At 32.9% G+C, this 3,584-nt stretch carries 4 protein-coding genes; all 4 read left to right on the forward strand.

Annotation, left to right across the window (positions count from 1 at the left end; genetic code table 11):
• Positions 1-271 (forward strand): FAD-binding protein (locus tag N4A68_06050; GenBank protein ID MCT4563867.1); only part of this gene is annotated, 271 nt, incomplete at its 5' end.
• A gap of 142 nt (positions 272-413) precedes the next feature.
• Positions 414-1,598, forward strand: a complete 1,185-nt coding sequence (locus N4A68_06055) for an acetyl-CoA C-acetyltransferase (protein MCT4563868.1) — start codon at positions 414-416, stop codon at positions 1,596-1,598.
• Between the two features lie 108 nt (positions 1,599-1,706).
• The gene (locus tag N4A68_06060) at positions 1,707-2,630 is read left to right on the forward strand and encodes a DMT family transporter (protein MCT4563869.1); all 924 of its coding nucleotides are present in this window, start codon (positions 1,707-1,709) and stop codon (positions 2,628-2,630) included.
• A 55-nt stretch (positions 2,631-2,685) separates the two neighbouring features.
• On the forward strand, positions 2,686-3,327 hold the full coding sequence (locus tag N4A68_06065) for a lactate utilization protein (GenBank protein MCT4563870.1): 642 nt from the start codon (positions 2,686-2,688) through the stop codon (positions 3,325-3,327).
• The last annotated feature ends 257 nt before the right edge of the window (positions 3,328-3,584 follow it).

A 3,584-nucleotide genomic window follows, 5' to 3' on the forward strand; every position in this document is an offset into this window, starting at 1 on the left:
ATCAAGAGCGGCTACAGACAATGGATGGATTGACCATGCATTACAAGTAGGACAAACAGGAAAAACAGTTAGACCAAGGATATATGTAGCTTGTGGAATATCAGGAGCTATACAGCATTTAGCAGGAATGCAGGATAGTGACTTTATAATAGCTGTAAATAAGGATTCAGGTTCTGCAATTATGAAGGTTGCTGATCTAGGATTAGTAGGGGATTTAAATAAAATTGTTCCTGAATTAACAGCTCAAGTTAAGGCTATGAACATAGCTTAATATATTAAATCTTGTTAGTTAAAACAGCTGACCCAATTAGGGCAGCTGATTTTAATGATATAAAAGTTTATGGTTCAAATATCAAACTAAATTTATTATTATAAAATATTTATAGTAATATACAATAATGGAGGAATAGAAAATGAGAGATGTAGTAATTGCTAGTGCTGTAAGAACACCAATTGGAGCTTTTGGTGGTGCATTAAAGGATGTACCAGCTGTTGAACTTGGAACTATTGTTGTAAAGGAAGCATTGGAGAGAGCTGGCGTTAATCCAGCCGATGTTGATGAAGTTATAATGGGTCATGTATTACAAGCAGGGCAAGGACAAAACACAGCAAGACAAATTTCTGTAAAATCTGGTATACCAGTTGAAGTACCAGCTTTCGCTGTTAACAAGGTTTGTGGTTCTGGATTAAGAGTTGTATCATTAGCAGCTCAATGTATTAAGGCTGGAGACGCAGACATTATTGTTTGTGGAGGAACTGAAAATATGTCTAAGTCACCATATGTTTTACCTAACGAGAGATGGGGACAAAGAATGGGTAATGGAAAAGTAGTAGATGTAATGATCAATGATGGTCTATGGGATGCTTTCAATGATTACCATATGGGTATAACAGCTGAAAATGTAAACGAAAAATATGGTGTAACTAGAGAAGATCAAGATGAATTAGCACTTAATTCTCAACTAAGAGCTGAAAAAGCTGTTAAAGAAGGTAGATTTAAAGATGAGATAGTTCCAGTAGTTGTTAAAACAAGAAAAGGTGAAGTAGTAGTAGATACTGATGAGTATCCTAAATTTGGTATGACTGCTGAAAAACTAGCAAAATTAAGACCAGCTTTCAAAAAAGATGGATCAGTTACTGCGGGGAATGCATCGGGAATCAACGATGGAGCAGCAGCTTTTGTGGTTATGAGTGCAGAAAAAGCTAAAGAATTAGGAGTTACACCAATAGCTAAAATTCGTTCATATGGTTCAAAGGGAGTAGATCCTTCAATCATGGGAGTTGCGCCTATTGGAGCTTGTCAAGTGGCCCTTGATAAAGGTGGTTTAACAATAGAAGATATCGATCTAATAGAGTGTAATGAAGCTTTTGCTGCACAAAGTGTTGCAGTATCAAGAGAATTAGGATTTGATAAATTCATGGATAGAGTAAACGTTAATGGAGGAGCTATTGCCCTTGGTCATCCAATTGGCTGTTCAGGTGCAAGAATTCTTGTTACACTAATTCATGAAATGCAAAAGAGAGATTCTAAAACTGGTTTAGCTACACTTTGTATAGGTGGCGGAATGGGAACTAGTTTAATCGTAGAAAGAGACTAATAGTATTGTAGAACAATATTCAAAATAAAATGTAAACCAATAAAATCCTTAATGTTTAATTAAGGGTTTTTATTGGTTTGAATAATAAGTAAAGCTGAGATGATTATGATGACTGATAAAAGAAGTATAGGCATATTTGTAACGCTTATTAGTTGTTTGATTTGGGGATTTTCTTTTGTAAGTTCGAAGGCTTTATTAGATTATATGACTCCAACAATTATGGCATTTTTACGATATGCTATTGCAACGGTTTTTCTATTTATTATTTTAAAGATCACTAAAGTAAAGGAAGGTATAAAGCCAAAACATATATTAAAGATTGCTGTAAGTGGTACTTTGGGAATAACCTTCTATTTTTATTTAGCAATTGTTGCATTGAGAAGTATATCTGTATCAATGGTAGGTTTATTTAATGGAGCTATACCTATTCTCACATTAGCAGTAGAAGTTATATTTTTAGGAAAGCAAGTGACTAAAAGAATATTATTTGCTTTTTTGCTTTCCGCCTCTGGCATATTTATGACTGTCATGGAATCAAATACACTGATGATGGGAAATAGTTGGATTGGGTATGTTTTTATGGTACTGGCTATCATGAGTTGGATAGCATATACGTTTATAACTCCACAGTTGTTGAAGGAATATTCGAGTATTAACGTTTTATTTTACCAGACTTTATTTGCAACAATTTCTTTGTTTCCATTTGCAGCAATTGGGATACATAATATTAGTAATTTTTGGGAAATAGTTTGTTTGAATAATGTAATTGGAAATTTACTTTTTTTAGGTATCTTTTGCTCTGCTATTTCATATTATTTGTATGTTGTCGGCCTTGATTTTTTAGGTAGTTCAACAACAGCAATATTTATGAATTTTATACCCATGGTTTCTATGATTGGTGCGTATTTCATCTTAGATGAAGCCATTACACCTATAAAGTTTATTGGTTTATGTGTAGTAATAGCATCAATAATATTAGTCAATTTTGATGGTTCAAAAAAATGGGAAAAGGCAAAGAAAAAATTAGTTTAGATGTAATATATCATTGTTTCTTACTGTTATTAAGTTATGGGAAGGAATGTTTTTTATGAAGCATATAAATGATTGGCATGATAAATCAATAGCGAGTACAACCGTTGAAGCCTTTAAAAAGAATCTATTTGATGCTATATACTTTGAAACCAGTGGGGAAGCCCTTGAATATATATCACAGTATATTGATAAAAATAGTAACATTGCATTTGGCGGATCGGTAACTATAAGGGATTTAGGTGTTAGGGAATTGGCAAGAAATAAAGGGGCTAATATTGTAGATCATGCACAAGCCGGTTTGTCTCCAGAGGAGAAAATGGAAACCATGAGGGCTGAGCTTATGAGCGATGTTTTCATATGTAGTAGTAATGCCGTGACATTAGACGGAAAGTTAGTAAATTCAGATGCAATTGGGAATAGAGTGGCTGCTATGTCCTTTGGTCCCAAAAAGGTTATTGTGGTGGTAGGAACTAATAAAATATGTAGGGATGAAGAAGCGGCATTAGAAAGAATAGAATATGAAGCAGGCCCTAAAAATGCAAAAAGATTGAATCTAAATACACCATGTACAAAAATAGGTAGATGCATGAATTGTAATAATGAATCCAGAATATGTAGGATTTATTCCATACTTAGAAGGAAACCTGTATATACGGATTTTGAAGTAGTTATAGTTGGAGAAAAGTTAGGCTTTTAATTGATTTCAAATTTATTAAGAATATATGCAATACATTTTAGTGGAGCCAGGAGAGAACTCATTTTTGGCTCATTTTTTTTGTAAAATCTTAATAGTATCAAAATAGATACTATATCACATTAAAGTGCGTACTTGAATTAATGAAAGAGTTTAGTTAAAATCATATCATGATAAGAAAAATGTAAATAATTTTGTTAATATGTCGATGACATTGAGATGTATTTTAGTAGATTATGGAATTAGTTATATAGAAGATA

The sequence above is a fragment of the Maledivibacter sp. genome, assembly GCA_025210375.1.
GTDB lineage: Bacteria > Bacillota > Clostridia > Peptostreptococcales > Caminicellaceae > JAOASB01.

Coding starts and splice junctions, on each gene's coding strand:
- N4A68_06065 (MCT4563870.1), top strand. CDS start 2,686: ATGAAGCATATAAATGATTGGCATGATAAATCAATAGCGAGTACAACC.
- N4A68_06060 (MCT4563869.1), top strand. CDS start 1,707: ATGACTGATAAAAGAAGTATAGGCATATTTGTAACGCTTATTAGTTGT.
- N4A68_06055 (MCT4563868.1), top strand. CDS start 414: ATGAGAGATGTAGTAATTGCTAGTGCTGTAAGAACACCAATTGGAGCT.